This window comes from Phyllobacterium endophyticum, from assembly GCF_003010935.1.
Taxonomy (GTDB): Bacteria; Pseudomonadota; Alphaproteobacteria; order Rhizobiales; family Rhizobiaceae; genus Phyllobacterium; species Phyllobacterium endophyticum.
In genome coordinates this window covers 706,148-731,598 of sequence record NZ_PGGN01000003.1, presented here as the reverse complement: position 1 = coordinate 731,598, position 25,451 = coordinate 706,148, and the positions used below count along the sequence as shown (strand labels likewise).

Annotated in this window: 18 protein-coding genes and 1 pseudogene; 9 read left to right on the top strand and 10 right to left on the bottom strand. The window is 55.8% G+C overall.

All coding sequences use genetic code 11. The features are described from left to right. The first annotated feature begins 86 nt into the window (after positions 1-86). Positions 87-1,001, top strand: coding sequence for a LysR family transcriptional regulator (locus CU100_RS17630; protein WP_106717859.1), 915 nt, complete (start codon positions 87-89; stop codon positions 999-1,001). 279 nt (positions 1,002-1,280) lie between these two features. Here the strand turns inward: CU100_RS17630 and CU100_RS17625 are convergent, their stop codons facing one another. Both CU100_RS17625 and CU100_RS17620 read right to left on the bottom strand, forming a co-directional pair. Next, complete coding sequence (locus CU100_RS17625) at positions 1,281-4,829, bottom strand: AAA family ATPase (protein ID WP_106717858.1); 3,549 nt, start codon at positions 4,827-4,829, stop codon at positions 1,281-1,283. Then, positions 4,829-6,097 carry a metallophosphoesterase family protein gene (locus CU100_RS17620; protein WP_106717857.1) on the bottom strand — a complete coding sequence of 423 codons (1,269 nt, stop codon included), beginning with the start codon at positions 6,095-6,097 and terminating at the stop codon, positions 4,829-4,831. The genes CU100_RS17625 and CU100_RS17620 overlap by 1 nt, the downstream gene beginning before the upstream one ends. Before the next feature lie 782 nt (positions 6,098-6,879). Between CU100_RS17620 and CU100_RS17610 the strand changes: the two genes are divergently transcribed. Beyond that, positions 6,880-7,623 carry a hypothetical protein gene (locus tag CU100_RS17610; RefSeq protein ID WP_106717856.1) on the top strand — a complete coding sequence of 248 codons (744 nt, stop codon included), beginning with the start codon at positions 6,880-6,882 and terminating at the stop codon, positions 7,621-7,623. Between the two features lie 12 nt (positions 7,624-7,635). On the opposite strand, the pseudogene CU100_RS17605 reads toward CU100_RS17610, so the two are convergent. Next, positions 7,636-8,758 (bottom strand): annotated as a pseudogene (locus CU100_RS17605) (branched-chain amino acid ABC transporter substrate-binding protein). Positions 8,759-9,074: 316 nt separating this feature from the next. Between CU100_RS17605 and CU100_RS17600 the strand changes: the two are divergent. Next, positions 9,075-10,256 carry a Fic family protein gene (locus CU100_RS17600; RefSeq protein WP_106717855.1) on the top strand — a complete coding sequence of 394 codons (1,182 nt, stop codon included), beginning with the start codon at positions 9,075-9,077 and terminating at the stop codon, positions 10,254-10,256. Positions 10,257-10,634: 378 nt separating this feature from the next. Here the strand turns inward: CU100_RS17600 and phnF are convergent, their stop codons facing one another. Both phnF and CU100_RS17590 read right to left on the bottom strand, forming a co-directional pair. After that, positions 10,635-11,420, bottom strand: coding sequence for a phosphonate metabolism transcriptional regulator PhnF (gene phnF / locus CU100_RS17595; protein WP_106717854.1), 786 nt, complete (start codon positions 11,418-11,420; stop codon positions 10,635-10,637). Positions 11,421-11,426: 6 nt separating this feature from the next. Continuing rightward, positions 11,427-12,599 carry an alpha-D-ribose 1-methylphosphonate 5-triphosphate diphosphatase gene (locus CU100_RS17590; RefSeq protein WP_106717853.1) on the bottom strand — a complete coding sequence of 391 codons (1,173 nt, stop codon included), beginning with the start codon at positions 12,597-12,599 and terminating at the stop codon, positions 11,427-11,429. A gap of 98 nt (positions 12,600-12,697) precedes the next feature. Between CU100_RS17590 and CU100_RS17585 the strand changes: the two genes are divergently transcribed. From CU100_RS17585 to phnE, 3 genes are all read left to right on the top strand, one after another. Then, complete coding sequence (locus tag CU100_RS17585; protein ID WP_106717852.1) at positions 12,698-13,555, top strand: PhnD/SsuA/transferrin family substrate-binding protein; 858 nt, start codon at positions 12,698-12,700, stop codon at positions 13,553-13,555. 73 nt (positions 13,556-13,628) lie between these two features. Next, a complete protein-coding gene (locus CU100_RS17580) occupies positions 13,629-14,378 on the top strand; it encodes a phosphonate ABC transporter ATP-binding protein (RefSeq protein ID WP_106717851.1) in 750 nt (249 codons plus the stop codon). Next, positions 14,371-15,165: a phosphonate ABC transporter, permease protein PhnE gene (gene phnE, locus CU100_RS17575; RefSeq protein WP_106717850.1), complete on the top strand. Its 795-nt coding sequence runs from the start codon at positions 14,371-14,373 to the stop codon at positions 15,163-15,165. The genes CU100_RS17580 and phnE overlap by 8 nt, the downstream gene beginning before the upstream one ends. A 63-nt stretch (positions 15,166-15,228) precedes the next feature. Here phnE and CU100_RS17570 read toward each other — a convergent pair whose 3' ends face one another. Then, entirely contained in the window at positions 15,229-15,474 is a 246-nt protein-coding gene (locus CU100_RS17570) for a hypothetical protein (RefSeq protein ID WP_245419124.1), read from the bottom strand. 271 nt (positions 15,475-15,745) lie between these two features. Here CU100_RS17570 and CU100_RS17565 point away from each other — a divergent pair, with 271 nt between their 5' ends. Beyond that, positions 15,746-15,955, top strand: a complete 210-nt coding sequence (locus CU100_RS17565; RefSeq protein WP_106717849.1) for a cold-shock protein — start codon at positions 15,746-15,748, stop codon at positions 15,953-15,955. 759 nt (positions 15,956-16,714) lie between these two features. Further along, complete coding sequence (locus CU100_RS17555; protein ID WP_106717847.1) at positions 16,715-17,587, top strand: LysR family transcriptional regulator; 873 nt, start codon at positions 16,715-16,717, stop codon at positions 17,585-17,587. 1,421 nt (positions 17,588-19,008) lie between these two features. Here CU100_RS17555 and gabT read toward each other — a convergent pair. Genes gabT through CU100_RS17525 form a run of 4 tightly spaced genes read right to left on the bottom strand, consistent with a single transcriptional unit; the run spans position 19,009 to position 23,349 of the window. Next, entirely contained in the window at positions 19,009-20,292 is a 1,284-nt protein-coding gene (gene gabT / locus CU100_RS17540) for a 4-aminobutyrate--2-oxoglutarate transaminase (protein ID WP_106717846.1), read from the bottom strand. Between the two features lie 25 nt (positions 20,293-20,317). Further along, the gene (locus CU100_RS17535) at positions 20,318-21,793 is read right to left on the bottom strand and encodes an NAD-dependent succinate-semialdehyde dehydrogenase (RefSeq protein ID WP_106717845.1); all 1,476 of its coding nucleotides are present in this window, start codon (positions 21,791-21,793) and stop codon (positions 20,318-20,320) included. A 5-nt stretch (positions 21,794-21,798) separates the two neighbouring features. Beyond that, entirely contained in the window at positions 21,799-22,725 is a 927-nt protein-coding gene (locus CU100_RS17530; protein WP_106717844.1) for a 2-hydroxyacid dehydrogenase, read from the bottom strand. A 33-nt stretch (positions 22,726-22,758) separates the two neighbouring features. Further along, on the bottom strand, positions 22,759-23,349 hold the full coding sequence (locus CU100_RS17525) for an amino acid synthesis family protein (RefSeq protein ID WP_106718037.1): 591 nt from the start codon (positions 23,347-23,349) through the stop codon (positions 22,759-22,761). A 172-nt stretch (positions 23,350-23,521) separates the two neighbouring features. Here CU100_RS17525 and CU100_RS17520 point away from each other — a divergent pair, with 172 nt between their 5' ends. Next, positions 23,522-25,327 carry a helix-turn-helix domain-containing protein gene (locus CU100_RS17520; RefSeq protein WP_106717843.1) on the top strand — a complete coding sequence of 602 codons (1,806 nt, stop codon included), beginning with the start codon at positions 23,522-23,524 and terminating at the stop codon, positions 25,325-25,327. Positions 25,328-25,451 lie beyond the last annotated feature (124 nt).

Below are 25,451 nucleotides of genomic sequence, written 5' to 3'. Positions count from 1 at the left end.
GTCGTCAATTTATTAAGATTTTACGCCCCTATATTAGATTGGCTAATATAGACCGTGCCGTGTTTGAGAAGGGAGATTGAAGTGAGATGACTGATATGCCGGAAGAGGCGGGCATAGGTTTGAGGCGAGCGCAGATTTTCAGGGAGATCATTCGATCGGGATCGACCCGGCGCGCCTCGAAAGTCTTGCGCATAACCCAGTCGGCCGTCAGCCAGCAGCTCAAGCTTTTCGAAGAACACGTCGGCGAAAAACTGTTCATACGGGATCGCCGTGGTCTGATCCCCACGACGCGCGCTGTCGAAATCTATAACAGGATCGACCGGTATTTTGACACGCTTGGCCATATCGAGCGCGAAATATTCGGGTCATTTGCTGTGGCACGGAACAGCCTGACAATAGCCGCTCCACATATCGTATGTCTCTCGCTGTTGCCGAAGCTTGTCGCCGAGCTGGAGAGAACTGACCCTTCGCTGGAGTTCTACGTCAGGGCGCAAAGCTATGACCAGATTGCCCAACTCGTGCTGACCGGAGAGGCGGATGTCGGTTTGTCCAGACTGCCGCTCGACGAGCGGTTTTTTGAATGGCAGTCGATTATGGCGAGCCGAAGCGTCTGCCTCCTGCGGCCGGACCATGCTCTGGCCGGTAAGAAATTTCTCACTGCCGAGGATGTAGCCTCCGAGCGCATGATTACGCTCGATCGCGAGTTTTCGTCCAATCTTATGGTGATGAACTCATTTGCTCACAAAGGGCATACCCCATTCGTCAACGTCCGGACAGATGCAGTGGGCTTCAGCGCAGCATTTGCCGCCTATGGTTCCGGCATCACGGTTGTAAACGACTTCATCGCTCGTCAATGTGAGGTATTTAACCTGAAGACTATCCCATTCCGTCCCGGTGTTGTTCATGAGTACGTAGTCTTTTGGCGTCGGGGCAGCGATAAAGTCTCAAGGCAGGCCGCGCTTATAGGTGCTATAGTTGATTATGCAAAAAGGTGCGCCTGATCGGACGCTTGGTGGTCACCGGGGAACATCTGAACAGGTGAGGATTCGGTTCGTTCCCATTCAAGGCGCTCATTGGAAATCGCACACCCGGACAATGCTCTGAAGCGTGATTGTAGAATTCTAGGAACCAATCGGATTCGGCGGAAAATCCGTTACTATCGGCGTTTTCAAAGGAAGGGTTATCAGTGCTTATCGACTTGAACAGATGCGCCAATTTCAAGAGTCCTAGAAATTTCCGCATGACGCGCCTCCACTACGGGCCACAGCTTCATACGCACTTCATCCCAGCACCAGAGACGGTTTCATGCGTTCAGGGGCGTTTCGTGGGGAATGTGACGTGTCCACGCCCAGTTCGTGAATACGTACCGTTGGCACAACCTTCTGAGCGATCTCGCAAAGGTGCCTATGATGGGTGAGATAGATAACCTGACCGATCTTCGCCATCTCCGCTAACAACCGGAAAACTTCCTCCGATCGCGGTTCATCAAAGGTCTCCATGATGTCGTCGGCGATGAACGGAACCGAGGGGCGAACCTGTGCAAATTCCTGATATCCGGCAAGACGCAGCGCCAGATAAAGTTGGAACTGCGTGCCCGTGGACATGGCATCTGACATTTTCGAGCCACCCTGCCGTGGAACGCCGATGAGAATTTCTTTATCCTTCTCGGGCTTTGCAGCGAGACCGGAATATTCGCCACGCGTGATCCGGCGGAACGCTTCCGATGCTCTTTTCATCATCGAGCTTCGATGCCTATCACGATAGAGATGCAATGCGTTCTCGGCGGCCATGGCACCGGTTCTCAGGCGCAGGTACTTTTGTGCCAGATCCTCGATTTCAAGGAGGACTGTTCGGCGCTGTAGCTCTATCCTGGCTACAGCACCGTCGCCGCCTACTTGCTCGACCTTATCCTTGGCACGTGTCAGATCGGCAAAGAGCAGTTTTGTTCGCTCCTCGAGGTTGTCGACCCTGGCCGATAGTTCAGCGGCCTCCGTTTCGATTTGAGAAACGTTGACCTGGGCAAGTAGCTCTTCTGCTGCGCCGAATGTTGTGGAACGTAACTCTCCCACGATCTGATCACTCAACTCGACAATACGGCGCTCAAACCTCTGTTTTTCAGCGACCTGTTCCAGCTTGTTGCTGACATCGGATAATGTCTCGACGCCAAAGAAGGTTGTGAGCGCCGTCTTGCGAGCTTCATGCACGGCAAGCTCCTGCTCGAGCCCACGTCGGGTCTCCAACAGGCGCGCATATTCATCCATTTTGATGGAATGGAATTGATGCGCCCTCTGGCTGGCGTCATATCTTATTGTAAGGGCTTCTGCCTCAGCGACGCATTGTGCAGGATCGAAGATTTCGCCAAGCTTTTTCAGAATGTGGCCGACTTCAGCCTGAAAAGCATTCCGATCATTCTCCATAGTCGCGATGCGCTGTGCCATCTGATCGCGCTCACGCAAAGTTGCAGGCAGGTCGGCAAGCGCCTTGAGGATTTCGCGCACTTCGGCGACGGTCGGTGCATTTGTTTCGAACCATGTTTTTGCAAGTGCATCTCTCCAATTGCCATCCCAGAGTTTTGCTGCCTTATCAGCGTCCGTGAAATCTTGCTGCCGCTCGGCCAGTTCTCGTTGGCGCTCGAGAAGATTTGTCGCTGCAGTCGCTCTTTCGGCCCGCAGGCTGACGGCTTGAGACAAGAGTGCGCCGGCCGCTTGCATCAAACCTGCCGCTGATAACGTTTCAACTCCTTCGACGCCGGCAACACGCATTGCGTCGACAAGTGCGGCGACTTCATTGCCAAATTCGGCCCTTGCCTGCGCGATGTCCTCGTCCACTTGTTGCAGAGCGTTCCACGCGACAAGCGTTGCCTTCCTACCACTGCTCCAGCGTTCAAGATATGAGAGCCAATCCTCCGCTGACCGATCCTCCGGCCATTCGATGGCAAGCGGAGTGGCTTTGCGAATTCGGGTGGAGAGTTGCAAGCGCTCAGCGTCCGCCTCCACTAACAGTTCTTCTTCGCGTACTATGGCTGACGCGTGCACCGCCAGTGTTTGCGTCAACTGCCGCAGCTCTGCCAAGTCTCGTGATCGCGCCAGACGGGCGTCGTTGAGGTCGTCGTCCGTTCGCATTTTCTGCTCGAACACTTGGGCCGTTGTTATGTCGAGATGTGCGAGATGCTCATCCCAGGCCTTGGTCCGAGCCTCGCGTGATTGCTGAGCCTTGGCATCATCGATCAATCCAGCTGCTGCCTGTATCGCCTCAATGCGCGCTTGAGCATCGCGTTGCTGCGTAATCAGATCGCGCAGCCGTTCCTTGTGACCTCTGAGGCGTTTTTCGACCAACAGCGCTTCGCTTCTCCACGATTCGATCTGCCGTGCCTCAGGCGGGGCAATAGCGTGGAGAGCTGTTCCATCTCCAGTCCACGGGCGCAAGTTGCTCAACAGATTTTCGTAGTTTCGCGCCAGCTGTCCGCGATCGCGTTCCGACACCCGCAACCTTGCCTGATGGTCGGTGCTTTGCAGTTTGGTGAGCGCTGTTTCAATCGGCGCCGTTGCTGCTTGGTCTAACACTCCGCCAGTCGTTGCAAATTTGGCGTTTTCTTCGGCGGCTCGATCAACAAGCTGCTTCGCTCTCGTTAATTCGCGCGTTGCTGTCTGAAGCGTGGCATCAAGTCCTGAACGCGTTTCGATCAAATCGCGCAAAGCACCAATGAGAGAGGCAGGCAACAGCAGCGCTTCTGGGGTCTTGTTGTCAGTCTGTTCAAGTGAAGCAAGGATGATTGAAAGGGCAGCTTCGTGTTCGGCCAGCGCCACGCGACGACGAGGCAGGTCGTTTTCAGCAGTTCGGAACCGCGCCCGTCCATCCTCCAATCCAAGTATGCGGTCGGCCACCGGCTCCAGCTGTTCGTCAACGTCAATGAGATCGATCTCCGCTTGCAAGCGGGCGAGTTCCTTTTCGACGCCGTCGATCTGCGTCTGGATCCTGGTCTGGTCTTTCGTCAGCTGTGGAAGTTCAGAGGCCCAGTCTGTGGGCGGTCGTGGCAAGTCGGCAAAGACAGCAAACTGACTCGTCAGACGGGCATGCTCAGCGGCAAGCGGGAGGGCGCGCATAATCCGCGCAAGTTCACTATGTTTTGTCCTGCTGTTACCAAGGTCGCCCATGGCTTCGCCATAGGATGATTGAGCCTGCTTGTACGTTGCAATCAGGTGCGAATGGATAGAGGCGAAGGTATCGATCTCATCGCGCTGTGCCTTCAGATTGACAAGCGTTTGTTTCAATTCTGCCAGATGCGTGTTGCGTCCCCGCTTCTTGTGAATGAGGTTCGCTTCCCCCGCTGTTGCGTCCAGTGTTTGACTGAGGCCGGCAAGACCTGCGCTTGCGGAAAACAGCAATTCGCCGAGATCACCCTTGCTCTGGATGATGGCGTTTCCGCCGTCCTCCAGGGAGCGCTCGTCAAGCGAAAACATCGTGCGGTATGCGTCGCGGCCGAGACCCGCAAGTGGCATGCCGAGCAAGGTCTCATTAACCGGCTGCCCATGCTCGTCGAGCAGCGAATTCGTCCGCTGCTTTGTCCGGACAAGTTTGCGCTCGGTACCGTTAAAGTCCAAGCATGCACCAATCTGCATGGCGCTGTATGGGTGCAGAAAATTAAAGCGGCTGCGTTCCTCGATGCCAAAGAGGAAATCGAGATAAGCTGCAAAGGCCGTCGATTTGCCGGCCTCGTTCAGGCCATAGACGATATGCAGGTCCGGTGTTCCAGCGACTGCCTCGCCAAAATCCAGTGAGTAATCCGTGAACTTGCCGTAACGCGTTAAATCGAGTTTGCGCAGCCGCATCACTTAGGCTCCCTTGCGGGAGCCTGGAGGCGGGCGATGATGTCGTCACCACTTTGCACCATCAAGTCATCGATGAAGACGTCGAATTCAAGTTCGTTATTTCCCGCAAACTTGCGGCTTTCGGCCGGCAAATCGTCGAGGAGTTCCTGGACCATCTGCCGGATGTCCTCGCGAAAGCCGTGGGAGGTCATGACCTCCGTTTGCATCAACTCGCCAAGTTCAATCAAAGGATCGGCGACGGCGAAGGTTTGGAGCAGGTCGGCTGGTCGGACACTAAGGTCGATTTTTTCCACCCAGGTTCTGCCAATGCCTTGTGCACGCTGGTCGGCCTCCGCCTGCAGCAAATCCAGGTCACGACGAAGACGCCAGGCCAGTCGCGTGTTGCCGATAAGTTTCAGGCGACCGACGAGATGTTCCGACCGTGTCCGATCGCGCTGCTTAACAAGGGCATTTTCAATACTGCTGATAACGTCCCGCCACTCCTGAATGTCCGTCACATCAACGACTAGGCGTTCGAATTGGGCAATGCTGGTCAAGCGCTCTTCAATGACAATGGAACGATCATCGCCTATGGTCACCAGGGAAACGGTTTTCTCGCCCGCCTCGTTGATGTCGCGACCCTGCGGCATTCCCGGCATGATTACCGTTCGCTGCCCGAGGTGATGCGACCGCTGATGAATATGACCGAGTGCCCAGTAGTCGAAATCCGAGGCATGGAGATCGGCGACGTTGCACGGTCCATAAGGATCATGGCCGGAAGCACCAGCGAGACTCGTATGCATGATTCCGATATTTATGCCATCTGCCACAGGCGGTCTGTATTTCGGCAACAGGCTATCCGGGGCATGCGGTTTGGCAAAGCTCAATCCGTGGATGACAATGTTCATACCATCGTGTCGCAGCTCCATGGCCTCGGCCCGAGATCCAAAGATTTTCACCGAGGGTGGCAAGACCAGTTCTTGCGTTATTTTCGACAACGCATCGTGATTGCCCCGAATCTTATAAACGCTTATACCGGCCGCATGCAGCCGCTCCATCTGCGTTGCCAGAAACCGGGCGGTTTTCATGGAAGTCTGATCGCCGTCGTAAAGATCGCCAGCGATGATCAAAGCGTGGACCTGTTCCTCTAGGCAAAGATCAACGATCGCGATAAGTGCCTGACGCGTCGCGTCCCCGATCAAGCCAGCCAGATCAGGATCGCGAAGCGACAATGAACGCAACGGCGAGTCCAAGTGAATGTCGGCAGTATGAATGAAACGAAAAGGCATGCATCCTTCGGGCAAGTTCTAGCAGTTTGAGCATCGCACGTTCCAAACATCGCGTCACTCGCCCGGGGACAATATGGAGGAATTTCCAGTGGATGATGTCAACAAATTGTCCTCCCTGAGCGACTCCAAGAGTGGGTAAGCTCAGACGTGACACTTGTTCGGGGGACATGACCGACCGGCGTATATCAGACGCGGCGAAATAATCTCCCCTACAGGGATTGTATCGCTGGGCGCGGCGCCAGGGCTGCGGGGAAAGCGAAGAATAAAAGTGCCTGCAGGCTTTTCGGGTCGGGGACGCGTCTACTGGGGTGGACGCTGATCTGGGCATGACGATCCGCTAGACAAACCTTGATGCTGTGGCTTTCAGCCGATCTGTGTGATCGTAAATATCGTCAAGTGTATTGATGATAACTCGATCTTCGACGTCCCCATCGAACAAACCCACATATTTCACTGACCGATTGAAATGCAAGCGGGCGAAGCCAAGACCGGGCAAGCGGCGGATCCTGGAATATCTCTTTTCGCCGCTCGAGGAGATTTCATCGCAGGCCATGCAGGAGCGGTAGCAGGAGAGACTCACAGCCATGGGACAGCTTTGTTTGATTTCGGTTCGGCCTGCGCAACAAGGAGTGAAATGCTGTCTCGGCTTTACGATGGCGACCTACTTGCAGGGCGCGCGTTCTAGACGTGGAGAGACCTTGCCAGATTCCAACCCGTGCTTGGCGCGGTTTGTGACGCGCGAGAGAATATTGGCGCCGTCTAGAGCTGTGAGCAGGCGGCTGATGACACCACGCGGCAAGCAGACCGCTGCAGTCGGCTTTTCCCATAGTGCTTGCCAATCTCACGAAGCCTTATTTCTATGGTCGAAGTTCCCGACATCGGCCAATGTTGCTATTGTTGATGTGTTTCGTAATCGCACCTTCCGCCTGGAGCAGCTCATGAAATTGTTTTGGGTAGGGGTTTGCATTTTTGCTGGAGTTGCAAGCGCACAGGCAGACGATAATGCATGTGCTGACCTCAACGGGGCGTACGAACACACAGTTAACACGGGGCGATACCAAATCGTCTCGACGGTTACAGGGCCGGGGCAGGATAGCGGAAAGCTTCGGAGCTGGGTCTATTTTTATGACCGGATCATCTATATCCGCGAACCAGATTCTCTTTGGCTCTCATATAGGCGTGGAACGCTCGATCGTATTTCCGAGTCTGGGCGGCCGGTCTTTCAAGGTTGCTCTAGGCTTGGCACTGAAACCATCAATGGAACTATTACGATGGTTTTCCAAGCCGATTGGCAGCGCAATGGCGCCAGAGCCAAGGGAAAACTATGGTTTTCGAAAGGGACAGGAAAATTAGTTCAAACTGAACGGTTCTTTACGGCGGTCGGCGAGTCCAGTGACTATTTTGGTTTTCTCGGTCGATCTTTAGTTGACAGATACACCTATGACCGCGGGCCGCCCCCACCTCTAGAAGCATACAACGCATATGTGCCACCGACCGCTCAGCCGGATTTGGGGAAAGCGAAATAGTCGGAGATCCATTCATTGCTGGTAGTAGCTGTATGATCCATCCGCTGCCTTCTGCCATTTGTACATCACATAACCCGGGAGAGTTGAGTCGCCTGTTTTGTCGTACGAGATCTCACCAAGAACAGTCTTGAACGGCCCTTTCTCCCTCATGGCTTTGGCCACCGTTTTGGGGTGGTTTGATTTTGCAGCAGTGGCCGCTGCGGCAATACTTTGGACGGCAGCATAAGCGTTGAAGGTGTAATCGATTGGCTCGATCCCCGCGGCACGAAACTTCTCGACGAGAATTTTGTTCGCTGGATTGTTGGCGGGTTGAGGCGCAAAGGTGTTTAAGGTCCCTGCAACGGCCTCGCCGGCAATCGAGGCGAGTTTGTTTGTAATGATACCATCACCGGAGACGAACTGGACCTTAAGGCCGTCATCAGCGAGCTGGCGCATTATCTGCCCAGCCTGCTTGTCGAGGCCGCCCCAGTACAACACGGTGACCCCGGCGTTTCTCACCCTCGCAACCAATGCCGAAAAATCCTCCCGCCGGTAATCCAGGCTTTGGCGGAATGCTTCCTTAACGCCTCTGGCATTCAGAGCCTTTCTTGTTGCGTTGGCCAGTCCCTTCCCATAGCGCGTTTTGTCGTCGACGATTGCGATCTTTGCATCTTTAAAGTTATCGGCAATGTATGCACCTGCGACATCCCCCTGCCGATCGTCCCGACCGCAGGTGCGGAATGTGTTCCAGAGCGGTTTGGGTCTATCGGTAAAATACGGATTGGTCGAAGCGGGCGACACCATGAGAATTCCATTTTTGGCATAGATGTCGGATGTAGGAATCGACACGCCGGAATTGTAGTGGCCGATGACGAACTTCACGCCATCGGCAACAAACTTATTAGCCACGGCCATGCCTTGCGCGGGGTCAAAGCCGTCGTCACCCACTGTGAACAGAATCCTTCTCGCCATTGATGCCGCCGGCGGCATTGATTTTAGCGGCAGCCGCTTCAGCGCCCTTCAGAATCTGGGTTCCAAACGCGCTGTAATCCCCACTGAACGGCGCACCGATACCGATAAGAATATCGCCATAGGCAAGACTGCAGAACGTAAGCATCGCCGAAAGGGCAACGCCGGCAAAAAGTGTTGGCTTCATTTCTATTGTCCCCTGGTGCGAACTAGCACGGGTCTGACAATGATATGAAGCGCAATAACTGCAAGGGCCCACGGTTGTTTTCAGTCGCTATTTCAACGAACCCGTTCAACCTGTGACCACGGAGCCCCATCGCGCCGCGTCTCTATAGGCTTATTTTGCAAATGTTCTCGATCTGTGCGTCGAAAACGCATAAGGGCTCAAGTGGAACAGACTTCGGTAAGTGCTCGGGCTTATTTAAAGGCGCTTACCTTAGGTTCCCCACTATTTAAGCGAAGGCCGTCTTGCTTAAATAGTGGCGAGAAACCATACTTGGTACATGTCTGATTCTGAACCAAATAAGCGGCTCGGCCGCTTTGTCGAAACACCCGTTGCAGGCGAGATGGTGCGGGCATTCGTACCTCCGCCTTTACCGCCCACACCGTCGATTGACGTCCTTTCACTTTTGGAACGGCTTAGTTTAGCGGAACGAGCCCTGGGACGGCTGGACGGTATCACGATGCTGCTCCCTCGCCAGGAGCTGTTTCTTTACATGTACGTGAGGAAGGAGGCTGTTTTATCGTCACAGATCGAAGGAACACAATCGACGCTGTCAGATCTTCTTCGTTTTGAGATGGAAGCGCAGGCGGGCAAGCCTATAGACGACATCCGCGAAGTCTCGAACTACGTTGATGCCATGATGTTCGGTCTGGAGCGGCTGGAAGCCCTACCGATGTCACTGCGTCTGATTCGTGAAATGCACGCGCGGTTGCTGCAAAGCGGGCGAGGAGGGACCAAGAGCCCTGGCGAGTTCCGTCGTTCGCAGAACTGGATTGGCGGCTCGCGACCTGGCAACGCACTCTTCGTGCCGCCGCCAGTCACCGAGATGGACGTCTGCCTGGATACGCTCGAACGTTTCATGCATGAAGATCAATCGCGACTGCCAGCACTCATAAAAGCCGGCCTTCTGCACGTCCAGTTCGAAACTATTCATCCCTTCCTGGATGGCAACGGCCGCATCGGTCGCTTGCTAGTCACGCTATATCTTTGTGTAAATGGTGTGTTGCGTAAGCCCCTGCTCTATCTCAGCCTTTACCTGAAGACTCATCGAACGGAATATTATCGACTGCTTCAACAGGTCCGTGAGCAGGGCAATTGGGAAGCTTGGCTCGACTTCTTCCTTGCCGGCGTCGCCGACACAGCTAACCAGGCATTCGACGCCGCCACCCGCATTGTCGATTTGTTCAAAGAAGACCGGGAGAGCATCACAGCCCAAAGCGACCGAGCCGGCTCGGCGCTGCGCATTCATGATCTCTTTCAGCAAAATCCTTTTCTGACAGCCAATCAACTTGTTCAGAAGACAGGGCTATCAGCGCCTACCGTCAATGCGGCACTCGCCGACCTGGAGCGTCTCGGCATAGTCGAGGAGGTGACGGGCCGGAAGCGAGGTCGTGTCTTCCGGTATAGACGATACCTCACAATCCTTAGCGAAGGCACCGATCCGCTGCCCGCAACCACGTGAGGAGATTTGCGGGGCTACGGTTGGATCCCCTTGAGGGGGCTGTTAAGTGATCATCTGGCTGGCTGAGCTGCTCTCGCAGAAAACAGGATCAAAGGTTTTGAGATGCGGCAATTGTAGCCTTTCAAGCATCAATAAAAGTCGGCCTAATACTGCTATTATCAGCATTTTCAAACGAAGGGTTGCTGGCAGTTTTGAGATTGAACAAATCGGGCAAACGGGGTTCTGGCACGTCTCCCTTAGGAGTTGCGGCGCGTTCTGTGCCTCATCTAGGATAAATGGCTCACCATCAGAAATGGCTTTCCCGACCAACTGCTGAATATTGGCCAACCTCGCCAGAGCTCAGGGTAAGTTTGGCCAAGCGGCTCAGATGAAAAACAATTAGAATACGAATTCGACGGAGGTCAGCGGCCAGCTGCCGCGCGTCCATTCGATGGGTACGCCATTGCCGTCCTCATTGATAGCATTGACGTGGAACACCGGCGTTCCGGGTGTCAGCTGCAGGATTTGCGCTTCATCGGAGGCGGCAAAGCCGCCGCTGATCCGCGTCTCAATCCTCCGATAGTTTTCGATCCCGTGAGTGCGGAAAACATCGGTAACCGACTGACTCACGCCATATACCTGTTCGAAATCGGGAAAGAGCTGCGCCGGAAAGACTTTGGTATTAACGTAAACCGGCTGCTTGCCGGAAGTTCGTATTCGGCAAAGCCGGATAATGGTGGCCTCCGCTGCGACACGGAGCCGCGCGGCCACGGCCGGTCCGGCCGGCTCGCGGATAATCAGCAGTGTCTTTGTATCGACCACCTCGCCGTGGGTTTCGAAACTATCGAGAAAGCGCCGCCCGTCGCGAACCGTGAACGTGGAGGGCAAGTTGCGCACGAAGATCCCCACGCCCTTACGAGCAGTGAGTTGACTTTCCTGTTGCAATTGTTGCAGCGCCCGACGAAGCGTAATGCGTGTGACTTTGAGTTTTTCCGCCAAATGCGTCTCACCTGGAAGCTGGCTACCCGGTTGAAGAAAGCCATCCTCGATCAGTCCAAGGATGTGGTTGTATATTTGTTGCCAGATTGCAGTGTCGCTGCGCGGGCGGAAGGTCAGCCCGTCAAAGGCTGAAAGATTATTCTCCCTGCCCTCAAGCTGTGCCGGATTTATGATTTTCTGGGTCACGACGTCTTATTCCGCGGCAATCGATACACCGATGGCCGATCTAACCCGGAGAAGCCGGGAGGAATAGACAATCTCTCCCTTGACCATTGTTGCAACCACATGCGGGTGGGCCGGATCTTCTGCGTTGACGAGAATCAGATCAGCCCGGCGCCCAGCTTTGAGCGATCCACGATCATTGAGCCCTGCCGCGCGCGCTGGGTTTGCCGAGACAAGATCCCAGATCAAAGGCAAATCGCTTCCACCCGGGGAAGACAGTTTGAAAGCTGCATGCAATGGCGAGGGATAGTGGTAATCGCTGGTCAGCACCGTGCAGAGCCCAGCCTTGATAGCTTCGGCGGCATTGAGCGCACCATTATGGCTGCCGCCGCGCACCACATTGGGTGCGCCAAGGATCACGTCCTCGCTCTTTTGCCGGGCAACTTTCGCTGTTTCGACAGTCAGTGGGAATTCCGAGGCCCTTGCACCCAGCGCACGAAAATACACCCGATCTTCTGGCGACGCCTCGTCATGGGCAAGCAGAACATTTCCGTTTGCCCGCGCGGCCGAAGCCAGTGCCTCGATTGCCATCGGCACTTCGTCCCGGCGTGACCAGACCTGGTCGAGCAATGACATATAGTCGGTCCGGTTCAGGCCGGACCGTTCGGCCATCTGTCCGATCTTGCGGGCAATCGTGCCCTTCAGCACCGAACCGGTGGTATGATCGTTGAAGGCGAGGATCGGTCGCGGGGTGAGCGCCAGCCACTTCATGACTGTCGCCATTTGATCAAGTGCAAAAGTTTCCCAGCGCAGATGCACACGCGTGTCGCATGCAAGATTATCGCGGATACCGACCAGCACGCTGATCAGCTCTTCGGCTGCTTGGACCGAACGCAGTCCGGGTTCCCACGACACCGTGATCCCGTGAAAGGCTGTAGTTATACCATTGGCGACAAGCTGACGGTCGGTGTCCCTTAGCGCCAAAGCGATGTCAAAGTGAACACCGGGACGAGGCATGATTTGTCGCTCGAAACTATCGCCATGGATATCGACTATTCCCGGAAGCACAAGCAGACCAGAGGCATCGATCACGGACACATTGCGTGCAGGAGCCTCTGTCAGTAGACCGTTGGTGACACTCAAATCCCGTGTCGCAAGCTTCTGGTCGGCAAGAATGCGCCCTGCCTGAATGTGCCAATCCATTAAATTCTCCAAACAGGGGCAGCCGTCACGAACACGTCATGTGATGCGTATAGAGATAAGCGGACAGCCGCCTCCTGTCTATACAGCAAAGGAAAAAGATGATCCGCACTCTCGCCACCGCACTGGCCATCACGTTTGCCTCTATAGCTCCGGTTCTGGCTGCACCCGTCAAATTCGCGGTTACCGATATGGAGGGACTGGAAGCCCTGCAGCAGGAATTCGGTGCCTTTCAGACCGCTCTCGAAGAAGCCACCGGCCTTGATATCGAGCTCTATCCGGTCAGCTCGCGAACCACAGCCGTTGAAGCCATGAACTCCGGGCAGGTTGATCTTGTCCTGACAGGGCCAGCTGAGTATGTGGTCATGAAGGAATTGAGCCAGCCGAGAATCGTTGTTGCCTGGCAGCGTCCCGACTACTTCGCCCAGATCGCCGTACTGGCAAACGGACCAATTCGTTCCATTGAAGACCTGAAGGGCAAGAAAGTTGCATTCGGTTCGGTCGGCTCCACCTCACAGCATCTCGGCCCCGCACAAGCACTGGCTGATTTCAATCTGAAATATACCGCCGATTACGAGCCGGTGATCATATCGCGCAATATTGCTGCCGAGGCCCTTATTCGTGGCGATATCGCTGCTATCGGCCTGAACTTCGGTCACCTTAACTCGGTGCGCGAAGCATTTCCCGATATTGCTTTTTCGGTTGTAGCCCGGGGCCGCGACCTGCCGAATGATATACTCGTGGCGCGTAAGGACATCGCAGATGATGTGCTCATCAAGGTCCGTAAGGCGTTTGCGGAAAAAGGCACCGAACTGATGAATGCAGTTTTGAACGGCAAGGACAACCAGAAATTCAAAGGTGGCTTCTTCCTGACCGAGGTCAAGGATTCGGACTATGACTATGTCCGCTCGATGTATCGGACAATCGGGATCGAGAGCTTTACGGACTTCGTAAACTGAAGCTTGTCCTTTCCTTCAGCTTAAAAGTCTGGTCTTCGGCGACCGGTCGAGGGCCGAAAGGCTACGGGGCACCATGACAGCAATCATTCTTGCACGTGATCTTGCAAAAAACTATCCGAACGGAAAGGCCGTGTTCTCCAATATCGGCCTGAATATAGTAGCACGCGAACGCGTTGCCTTGATCGGTTCAAACGGCGCTGGAAAATCCACACTGCTCAAGTGCCTCATCGGCCTTTTGCCGTCCAGTGATGGCGAGATCGTCACCCTGGGCGAACGTTTCCGCTCGACGCCATCCCTGGCTCAGTTGCAGCGCATACGCAGGCAGATCGGATTTGTCTTCCAGCATCACGGACTGGTGAATCGCCAATCCGTTCTTACCAATGTTTTGCAGGGCAAGCTTGGCCTTCCCGGTGGCTGGCGCGCCTGGCACCATTCCATTGCAAAACAGCATTGGCGCGAGGAGGCAATGCAGTCACTCGCCGATGTGCGGCTTCTCGACAAGGCCGGAGCCCGTGCCGATGCGCTTTCCGGCGGGCAGGCGCAGCGGGTGGCGATTGCCAGGGCGCTGGTTCGGCGTCCGAAGCTCCTGATAGCAGACGAGCCTGCGGCAAGTCTTGATCCGACGGCAGGACGCGACGTGATGAGCATCTTTTCCGATCTCGCCCTGGAACACGGTATCACTTTCATCTACACCACCCATGATATGCAGCATGCGCTCGAATATTCCGATCGCATCATTGCGCTTAAAGCCGGCAAGGTCTTTTTCGACCGGTCGACCGCCGACGTGACACGCGCTGACCTTCGAGACGTCTTCGATGCATGATCGCCTGATGCTGCGGCGGCTGCCGCCGATCTCGCCGATCACCTTCAGCCTTGCTGTCGCTCTTGCCGCTCTTGTGATTGTCTCCGCCGGGCAGGTTGCCCCTTCGCCTGGACAATTGGCTGGCGGGATACCCCGCATGGCCAATCTCGTCGACCGCATGATGCCACCCAATCTCGAACCGGATTTCCTGTTACGGGTGTTTTGGCGGATGGTCGAAACCTTCCAGATAGCACTTGTGGGAACAGTGGTCGGTGTGGTGCTAAGCTTGCCGTTTGCCTGGCTCTCGGCAAGAGACATAACGCCGATAGGCCCTTTTCGGCATATTTCCAGGATGCTGGTCTCTCTGTTCCGAACCGTTCCGGACCTCGTGTGGGCGCTGCTGTTCGTGTCCGCCGTTGGTCTCGGTGCAGTAGCTGGAACCATGACCATCGTCATTGATACGATTGGATTCTGCGGACGGTTCTTCGCCGAGGCGATGGAGGACGCCGACAAAAAGCCTCAAGAGGCGCTGTTTGCCATTGGCGCCAAACGGTTCTCGGTGCTTTGCGGGGCAGTCCTTCCGGACGCCATGCCATCCTTGATCAATACCACGCTCTTTGCACTTGAAAAGGCCGTGCGTTCCTCCGTGGTCCTTGGCCTTGTTGGAGCGGGCGGCATTGGCCAGGAACTCAAGGTCGCCTTCGACCTGTTCCAGTATAGGAACGCCTCGACCATTATTCTCGTCATCTTCGCCATCGTCGTAGTTATGGAGTTGGCTACGGATCGCTTGCGCTCGAAAGTTCAATAGGTAAGTTCTACTGCCCGCACCGGTGCATCGCGCGCTCGCCGTAGCGGCAAAGAGGCCAACAGTTCAGGTGCTGGGGCCATTCATCAGCCGTACGCAATCATTGCCAGAGCCGGGCGCCGCACTCCGTTGCTTATTTACCGCCGGTGACATCGAGGAACGTGCCTGTGATGAAGGAGGCTTCGTCGCCTGCCAGCCATAGGATCGCCCGGGCACCTCTTCAGGTTGGCCGCCTCGTCCCATGGGTATCGAGTCCTTGACGCGATCCACCCGTGCCGGCTCTCCGCCGCTGGCATGCATGTCCGTGTAGATGTGCCCAGGGCGAATGCAGTTGACGGGTATGCCTTCCCGCGCAACTTCTTTGGCAAAACCGAGAGTGTCCAGCCGCCATGATGAACGAGTTGAATAGCTGTCGACCCAGATCGCGGTTAATCCATGCGGCCTCCAGATTTTATCAATGGCAGGCGAATTTGAACAAAACGTTCGATGCCGAGTATCACGACCATATCGAGCGACGTCCTTGTGACGATGGGTATATCGCGCTATCGATGTGTTGCTCCGTATTGCGACAGGGAGAGTTCACATGGCCAAAGGCACCGTTAAGTGGTTCAATTCGACAAAAGGCTTTGGCTTTATCCAGCCCGACGACGGCGGCACAGATGTGTTTGTCCATATCTCTGCGGTTGAGCGCGCGGGATTGCGCAGCCTCAATGATGGTCAGAAGATTAGTTACGAGCTTGTGCAGGACAAGAGAGCAGGCAAAACATCAGCTGATCAGTTGAGCGTGCTTTGAAGCAAGGACTCAGCAAGAAATCCTGCGGGCAACAGCACCTGTCCCATGCGATAGCCATGGGCCAGCGTGGATCGTCTTTGGCTGATCCCTGTCTATTTCCCTTGGGTCAGCTCGGACTCCTCGAAGGCAAAGAATTCCATATCGTCCGGGGTGATCCTAAAAACAGGCAGGATGACTGACAAACACGGAAGAACCCTTGCTTTGATTTCAGTAACGGACGCGACATCGGCACCACGCTTATACAGCGCCAGCTGGCTCGTCAATGGAAGGGCAGGCGTTTGCCATGCTGCTGAATGCTGCCGGCCAGACGAAATGAGTTCCCTTCCTTATCGCCAGCGATTTCGTGTGTTGGGCTGACGTAATCGGCCTGCCTCCGGAACAGTTTCAGTGTGGTATCCCGCCCCTCGATGGTATCGAAAATCAAACCATCGGTGGTGCACGCATTTTGGAGATACATTGCGGGACAGACGAATGCCACTAGAGCGACGTCTTCAAATTGCCGCGAACGACCCGAAGTGCCTCCTCCCTGGTGATGCCGGCGTCGACGAGCAATCGATCACCTGGCTTGCACAGGATGTCCATTAATAACCGCCGCTCACGTCTGGCGGCCCTCCAGGTTTTGAAGAATCTTATCACACGATGTCGGACGTTATGCATTCTGGCGCTCCCGGGACCGATAGAGGATCGGCCGCGGCTTGACATTTAACAAACAAATAGAATTCATGGCTGTCATCTGAAATTTTTATCGCGAGCATCTTTGTGAATCTGCCATTAGACAGTGAACTGCTGCGTACGTTTGTGGCCGTGGCTGCTGCCGGGAATGTCACCCGCGCCGCAGAACAAGTCGGCAGAACCCAATCGGCTGTCAGCATTCAGATCAGGAAGCTGGAAGAAACCTTGGGTGAAATTCTTTTTGAGCGGGGTTCACGCGGCGTGACGTTGACTCCGCAAGGAAAGCGCCTGCTCACCAGCGCCAACCGGATTATTGGATTGCTGGACGAGGCGGCCGCCGCGATCCGGGCAAAGCCGCTCGGGGGTCCTGTCCGGATCGGTATTCCGGAAGAGTATGGCTACACTATACTGCCGCGGGCGTTGGCAGCCTTTGCCAACCAGCATCCGCATGTCGAAGTGACTGTGAAATGTGGCTATTCGGCCGCACAGCTAGCGGCCATCGACGCAGACGAACTCGACCTCGCGGTAATTTTCGACCAGGAACAGCCGACGAGCGGGGAGGTGCTTTTTGTTGATCCGACGGTTTGGGTGACTTCGGAAGTGCACTGCGTTCATGAGAATGACATCGTCCCGGTTGCGATCTATGAGCGCTCCAACTGGTGTAAGAAATTCGCTATCGGATCCTTGGACAAAGCCAAGATTAACTATCGCGTTGCCTATAGTTGCGACACGAGTGGCGGCCTCAAGATCGCAGCCGTATCGGGTCTGGCGATCGCGCCCCTTGCCAGCAGCAATATCCCGGCCGGTTGCCGCGCCCTTACGGAAGCAGATGGCTACCGTCCGATTGATTCCTCGAACGTGGTTCTCAGACGCAATCCTCGCATGAAAAGCGCCGCTATCGATGGTATGGCCACGATGATCAGGGAGGCGTTTCGGCCGATCAGCGCAGGGCGGTCGTGATTGCAATGGAAGCCACCCAAAGCGCGAATTAAAACTCGGCACACGCCGGTGGTCCAAAAAAGCCCGATCTAGCGTGGCATTATTGACTGGACAGCACGCTGGATACAAGAGCCTGCGGCTCTTGGGTTCCATCAAGGCACAGCACGGGGGCAGTTTGCCGCTCTAACCAAGCGTTGTGCCGAGCGATATTTCGTTCCGGGAAGTCCGGTTTGTCGTACTGGGCGGCCCAAGCGGCAAAAGCGGTATGGATTTCGTACATATCGCCCGAAGCCAATACCTAGTCCCCATGCCATTCCCGGGAAATAAGGCGTTCCATCCGTATGGGCGTAGGAGCGTAGACAAACACGATCATATCAACCTCCTCGATAAGAGTGTCTCCCAACCATCGAATGAGCCGGATAATACCCAGCCCTTCTCTTCCAATGCTTCTTCTATCAAGCCCACGCGATCCGCAGGTGGACGCTTGGTCGTGAACGGAGGACTTGTCGAAAGCCATCGAAATCATCGCAGTCCACATGGGCCACCTCCGATGATGCAGCGACAGCGCGACCGAGCGTCGTTACGCCCGAACACGATGCGCCAGTTATATAGATGGCGGGTTTCACCATATTTATCGTTTCTCACAATACCTGCGATGCAACGGGTCCAGGACATTGATGACAAAACATGAAGCAGATCGCCATGCCCGGTACTCAGGTTTGGCGCTCCGTTGGTCAAATTCCACCAGAACAGTTCTAAAGGTATAGGCACACCTCCTCCCGTGATGTTCGGCATGTTGCCAAGCCGTTCCTGTAATATTGGCGTGGAAGAAGAAGCAGTGATGTTGTTGGTTTTTTCCCGGAAGGCCGCGTGTCATAGGTTGCAAAAACCTACAAATCTCAAAATCGAATAGTCCGGTTTCTTCGTGAGTTCTCGACGCGATGCTACTGAAATATCAGCGATATTTTCTTGTCGGTAGTTTCTGATCATCTTCACGTTGCTACCGGGCTAATGGCCATATGGTGATACCGCCCGTCCGATGGGCGCACCAACACAGGAGCAAGGACGGGAGAGGGGGGAAGCCTTTGCGAAGGGGGCGAGGGAACATCGCTCCCTTTCCAAACTGCGTTATGCCGCCTCGATGTCGGTTTGTGAAAAGTCATTGCCCCTGAAAAGCAAGGATAACCGATGATCCTTCGCACAGGCATAGGAAAAGCCATGGCCAAAATTCAGCCGTGCTGGATGGGCAATGCTGTAGCTCCCTGATTGAAGCGCGGGAAATAGCACCATTTGGTGATAAAAACTATCCGGTTGCAGCATTTTGAGGCGGTGGGTTTTACATGCTGGCCGATTTACCATCCTCAATGGTGGCCACGGTTCGTATTCTTTCAAGGCGCCCAGTGAAAATAATCCTTCCCGATAGTCTCTTCCTGGATCGGTCGTTAATCAACGCGCTCCAATGCTTCGCCAAGGGCGGCCAGCGCTTCATCGATTTCAGCTTCAGTAGCGACAAGCGGTGCGAGAAAGCGAACCGTGTTGCGATGAATGCCGCACTTAATGAGAAGCAGTCCGCCTTTGCGGGCTTCATCGAGCACATGTTGTGTCCGATCGGCATCCGGTGCCTTCGTTGCGCGATCGCTGACGATCTCGATAGCCAGCATAAAGCCTAATCCTCTGACATCGCCGATGAAGGCATGTCTTTGCTGGAGGGCTATCAACCCTTTTCGTAATTGCGCTGCGCGTTGTCTTCCGTTCCTAAGTATATCATCCCGTTCGAATGTCTCGATGACGGCCAATGCGGCAGCACAGGCGAGGGCGTTGCCACCATAGGTTCCGCCAAGACCGCCCGGTGTTGGCGCATCCATGATCTCTGCTTTCCCAACGACGGCTGACAGAGGGAGGCCTCCGGCCAAGCTCTTAGCAATGGTTACGAGATCGGGCTCGATGCCCGAGTGCTGAAAACCGAACATCTCGCCTGTCCGTCCAAATCCTGTCTGTATCTCGTCCAGAATAAGGACAATGCCGTGCTTGTTTGTTATCTCACGGAGCGCCGCGACGAAATTCACCGGGGCAGGATGGAAACCCCCGTCGCCCTGCACAGGCTCGATAATGATGGCGGCTACGCGCTCCGGGGCGACGTCTGTTGCGAAGACCTCTGCAAGGGCCGCGAGCGCATCGGCAGTGGTTACACCCCGATAGGCATTGGGGTACGGAATATGGAAAATCTCTGGTGCGAACGGACCGAAATTCTGCTTGTAGGGCTGGCTCATTCCCGTCAGCGAAACACCTAGCAATGTGCGGCCATGAAAGCCGCCACGAAATGCAATGACGGCCGGGCGATTGGTGTAACCGCGAGCAATCTTCACCGAATTTTCGACAGCCTCCGCGCCAGAGGTGAAAAAGGCGCTTTTGTAGTCCTTTCCAATCAAGGTATTCAGTTTTTCCGCCAGCGCGACATAGGGCTCATAGCCGAGAACCTGGAAACAGGCATGGGACAAGGTCTCGATCTGTCTCTTCACGGCGTCGACGACCCGCGGATGGTTATGCCCGACATTGAGGACTCCGATTCCACCAACGAAATCCAGATAGCGTCTGCCCTCCACATCCCAAAGTTCGGTCCCTTTCGCCTTGCTGGCAAGAATGGGGTGAGCGGTAGCAATGCCGCGCGCGATATTGCGGTCACGCCGCTCAAGCAAATCCTGCGTCTTTGGGGCGGTACTGGTCATCAGGTGGTCTCCGGTATTTGTGCAGCTAGTAGACGGCGTCGAGGCCGGCGATGTGAAAGCTTTTGACTTCGAGATATTCCTCGATCCCCAGTGCGCCGCCCTCACGGCCTATGCCGGATTGCTTGACCCCGCCGAAAGGTGCAACTTCCATGGAAATGCTGCCTGTGTTGAGGCCAACCATGCCGAATTCTAATTGTTCGGCGACACGCCAGGACCGGTTGAGATCGCGCGTATAGAAATAGGCGGCGAGTCCGTAAGGGGTTGCATTGGCTATATGAATAGCCTCGCTTTCTGCTTGGAAGCGAAAGAGCGGAGCAACCGGGCCGAACGTTTCCTCATTGGCAAGAAGCATGGCGGTCGTGGCATTGCCGACGATGACTGGCGATACGATGCGGCCGCCACCTTTGTCCGCGTCTGCGGGCGTGAGGAGTGTCCCGCCTTTTCCAAGCGCGTCGCTTACATGCACGCGTACCTTCGCGACCGCAGCCGCGTTTATCAGCGGTCCAATGGTGCTGCCGGCGACAAGCCCGTCACCAGTGCGCAACTTGCCGACTGCTTCCACCAGTCTTGTAGCAAAACGATCGTAGATCTCGTCCTGCACCAGGATACGATTTGCGCATATGCAGGTTTGACCGGCATTGCGGAATTTGCTGGCGATAACGCCGCTAACCGCAAGCTCGATATCCGCATCGTCAAACACGATAAATGGAGCATTGCCACCCAGCTCAAGACTGAGGCGTTTCAGAGTCGCCGAACTTTGCTGCATCAGCATGGCACCGACGCGAGTTGATCCGGTAAAAGAAATTTTTCGCACGGTGGCGCTTTCTGTCAGCATTGCTCCAATGGCTTCCGGACGGCCAGTGACGACGCTGATTACCCCTTCCGGCAAACCGGCACGTTCGGCCAGCACCGCCAACGCCAGCGCGGAAAATGGTGTGAGTTCCGAGGGTTTGACGACGATAGTGCATCCGGCGGCCAGCGCCGGGGCGGCTTTGCGGGTGATCATGGCATTTGGAAAATTCCAGGGGGTAATGGCAGCGGTAACGCCGACAGCTTCCTTCATCATCATGATTCGCCGGTCAGCCGTCGGAGCGGGAACGGTAAACCCGCAGATGCGACGGGCCTCTTCGGCAAACCATTTCACGAAGCTTGCGCCATAACGCACTTCGCCTTCCGCTTCCGCCAGTGGCTTTCCCTGTTCCGCAGTCATGATCCGTGCCAGATCAGGAGCATTGTCAATGATGAGCGCGTGCCAGCGCTCCAGGAGCGCTGCTCTTTCTGCTGCCGGTCTGGCACGCCAGTTGCGCAAGGCAAGATCCGCGGCGGCAATGGCTTCAGAGGTATCATCGCGACCGCAGTCAGGCACGCTGCCTATGATGGCGCCAGAATATGGATTGTCTACGTTAAGCGTTTGGCAGCCGGATGCGTCTGTCCATCTACCGCCGATATAGGCTTGCTGTACGAACAGGGTCGGGTCGTTTAGTCCAAGCGGGTTCATCATATTCCTCAATAAGAACGAGTCCGGTCGACGAGACCGACCATTGCAGTTCCACTGCGATGGCGGCGAATGTTGGCGATCACCGCGTCAACCGCCGTGTCGGGCTGGGTCATGCTGGCTATGTGCGGCGTGAGCAATATTTTCTCGTGCGACCAGAAAGGATGGTTCGCGGCAAGGGGCTCGGGGTCGGTCACGTCGAGAACGGCACCCGATAACTGGCCCGTCTCGAGAGCCACCAATAGATCGGCCTGAACCAGATGTTCACCCCGCCCGCAATTGATCAATGCGCTGCCCTTTGGAAGCATATTGAACAGGGTCGAATTGAGGATGCCGGCGGTCTCACCGGTCAGCGGCAAGAGACAGATCACGATATTGCAGTGCGCAAGGAATGCAGGAAGTCCAGACTCGCCTGAATGGCAGTGCACGCCCTCGATCTGATGGGCCGAACGGCTCCAGCCAGACAAAACATAGCCAAAGGGACGCAGCCTGTTGATGACGGCCCGCGCAAGGACGCCGAGGCCCATTATGCCGACGCGCAGCTCCGCAGCAGGACCGAACCGGATGCCGCGCCAGTCGCCATGCCTTTGCTGCGAAACATAGGAAAGGAGATGCCGGTGCAGCGCGAGAACTCCAAGGGTGGCATATTCTGCCATGCCGTCGCAAATTCCGGGTTCGATCATGCGCACGACAGGCAGATCCGATGGCAAGGCGGCCAAGTCAATCTGGTCCACACCAGCACCCAGTGAAAACAGAACCTGCAGGTTGGGATAGGTTGTGACGATATCAGCCGGAGGATGCCATACGCCGAGATAGCGCACATCAGCAGGATGGGTCTCATGCGGCCGAAAAGAAAAGGCAATATCCGGTGCCCTTTGCGCAAAAAGGGCAGCCCATTCCATGCCCCGCTCGGCGTCCGCGTGGTAGAGAAACGTCATTTTCTGCAATGCTCCCGCCGACGAATCGCAGTATCAGACCAAGGCCTTTTCCTGTTCCATTTCCGCCATGTCCTGAAACCGGTCAGCAATGCGCGGGTGCGCGCGGCCATTGTCGCAAGCGCCTATAGCGATCAGCACCTCGTCGGGTGCGGGCGCATCGTTTATCTGGAATGTTGCAGTCAGGAAGTGCGAGCGTTTGCCGGTTTCGCTTTTGTGAGTCATCGGCAGAGACAAGAGCGAGCCCGGAGCGTTGCGGGTGTTGGTGAAGCTGAGATATGTCGTACCATTCACGGCTTCCCGCAACATGTTGCCGAAGCGCAGTGTATGGATCAGCGCGGAAGCATGCTCGATCTCTCCGTTGACGCCAACAGCCGCAGCTTTCCCGTAGGCCTCGACCTTGTCAGCGGGCATCAACGCCACCAGACGGCGGGTCATTTCAGCCCCGAGCGGTGGTGCCAGACGCAGGATTTCCGGGCGCAGGTTCTCGACGAAACCTTTGCCTGCCCAGGGGTTCTTCAAAACTGCTGCCACAACGACCATGGTAACGGGGCGCTCGGCCTTGCGGCCACCCTCGATCATGGTTTCTTCCACAAAGGTGGCGATCTTTCTGATTTCAAGTGTCATCTTGCAGTGCTTTCGATCCGGTCGGTGATGCATGAAGCTAACGGTGCGGCAGACGGGATGTCTTCCTATGGTTGCGAGCAAAAAGCTGCTGGCTTCCCCTCAGAAGCGGTGTAGCATTCACTGCCAGCAAATGAATTAAGTTGCACCGCGCGACGCGGGAGCTTGGAACAAGGTGAACTACAAGGATCAGATAATATCGCTTCGCGAAGCCGCCAGCCTGATCAATTCGGGAGGTGATCTGACGACTGTGCTGCGCCATCTGTTGCAGGTCGCCTGCCGCCAGGCAGGCTGGACGATGGGCTCGATCATGAGCATCGATGCAGCGCATGGTTATGCCCACGTCATGCTGCGCCACGATCCGACATTGCTGCAACGGGTGCTGAAAGACCGCTGGGAGCTGGCAACCAGCCCCTCACTGATCGCGCTGAAGCGCAACGAGCCTGTTTACATACGCGACGCCCGCGTTTCGGAAGAGTTTCCCGGCTATCGCAAGGAAGCCTTTGAGCGTGACTACCGCACCGTGCTGGTTATGCCGATGCAATGCGCCGATGCGGATGGCCGGCCCATGGTACTCAATGTAGTTTCCCGCGAAATCGTGGACGTATCCGATGATGACCTCGCCTTTCTCGGCATGATCGTACACCTGGGCGCCATAGCAATCGAAAAGCAGCACCGGCTTCGGGCCGAGCGTTTGGCCGGCGAGCGTTTGCAAACTGTTTTGCACGCGCACACGTCACTGCTTCAGGATGTGCTGGCAGGGGGTTCCATTCCCACGCTGGCCACAACGATTGGCGATCTTCTTGCCAATCCGGTGATCGTGGTGGACTTCAACGCCAATTTGTTGATCGGGGGAAAATCCCCCGATCCCGCGCATTTCACCGATGATACATGGCACAATGCCACTGCAACTTCTCTCAACCGGCAGCTGATGAAATCCGCGCGCGAAGCGGTCGACAATCCCCGCGCCGAGCCGCAAACACTGTTCCTCGACGATGGGACGAGACGGTTTCATCTATCGGTTCGAATCGAACCGCTGAGCGTCGATGGCGAGGCAGTCGGCGCCCTCTTCATCTTTCCGACGGCACAGGCGTTCAGCGATCTCGATCTTCTGCTGCTTGACAGCGCCAAATTTGCACTGAGTGTGCAGATGATGCGCAGTTTCATCCGTTTTCGTTTTGAAACGCGGACCCTGACAGAACTGTTCATGGAACTGGTCGAGCATCGCTGGCGCGATGCCAGCGATCTATTGCAGCGAAGTCAAAGGCTCGGCTTGAACCTCACTTCCCCCTCACAGATGATCGTAGTGGACTTTCCGGAACAGACACGCACACTTGCAGGCAAGTCGGCTGACCTGCATCACACGGTCCTGCGCCTTGTCCAGCAAAATACGGCTCACGCGAGTGTCGTCTCAATAGCGGACGGGCTTGTCTGTCTTGTGCCATTCGAAGCCGGCAAGGGCCAGGAGCGAACAGCGAAGCTGATGCGCCGCATCGCCGAGGAACTGAAACGGCATCTGGAGGAGGAACCAATCGTCGTTGTCGGCAACCGGTGCGTGACCTTGACCGATTATCCTGAAAACTGGGACAGGTGCTGGCGAACGATAAATATCGCACGGGCCTTCGGGCGACGCGGCGTTCTGTCTGGGCAGGATTTCGGGCCCCTTCCCATGTTCGTCGCTGCAGCCGATGTTGGAGAGGTGAAGGGGTTCGTCGAGGAGTCGATTGGCGCCATCGTTGCGCATGACCGCACTCACGAGACTCCTTACCTCGAAACGCTTTCAGCTTTTCTCAAGGAGGGTTGCCGTAGCCAGGCCTGCGCCGATGCGATGGGTCTGCATGTCACGACCCTGCGCTATCGCCTGTCGCGGATACACGACCTGTTCGGCGTCGAGGTCGACACGCCCGACCGGCGGTTCGCAGTGGAACTCGCGATCCGCCTGCACAGTGTCATCGACAGCCATTCCCCGCGTCAAAACTGAGATCGGCCTGCTCGATGTCTCGTCCTCTGTACCGGAGGAACATTGCGACGAAGCTTTCCGTCTTATGGGAGGAAGAACGGAAAAAGAATAGCGCCTAGCCTGCTTCCATGACGAGCAGAGAGCA